The organism is Acinetobacter lwoffii, assembly GCF_024129685.1.
GTDB classification, from domain to species: domain Bacteria; phylum Pseudomonadota; class Gammaproteobacteria; order Pseudomonadales; family Moraxellaceae; genus Acinetobacter; species Acinetobacter lwoffii_X.
On record NZ_JAMXXL010000084.1, the window covers coordinates 1 to 483 of the forward strand.

At 42.9% G+C, this 483-nt stretch carries 1 pseudogene; it reads right to left on the reverse strand.

Annotation, left to right across the window (positions count from 1 at the left end):
* Window positions 1–483 (reverse strand): annotated as a pseudogene (locus tag NI464_RS15780) (IS5 family transposase); the annotation flags it as partial.

Sequence of the window (483 nt, forward strand, 5' to 3'; positions counted from 1 at the left end):
ACGCGTGCATGAATTTCATTAGCCTGGCTTTGAAAGTTCTTTGCACTGAGTTTCTCTCCCAATAATTTGATGCAATGCATCTTGGTTTCAACCAAACTGCGACGGTGATAGCCTTACCATTTTTTCCATAGTGTCCTGCCTAAACGCTTAACTGTTCGAAGTAATTCATTTCGTTCTAGCGAGCTAATCTTTGTATCTTTCCATGGTTTCGCATTTTTTCTAGGTGGAATCACCGCATGCCCTTGCCGATCTGCAATGACCTGACGGCATTGCTTGGTGTCATAAGCTCCATCGGTATAAACAGAGTCAATCCGCTCATCTTGTGGAATCTGATTAAGTAAATCACCAAGCACCTGTGAATCACTGACATTATTGGTTGTAAGCTGAACTGCTCGTATTTGCAGGGTTTTGGCATCTATACCAATATGTAGTTTACGCCATTGGCGACGATATTCAGGTCCATGTTTCTTGCGCTTCCATTCG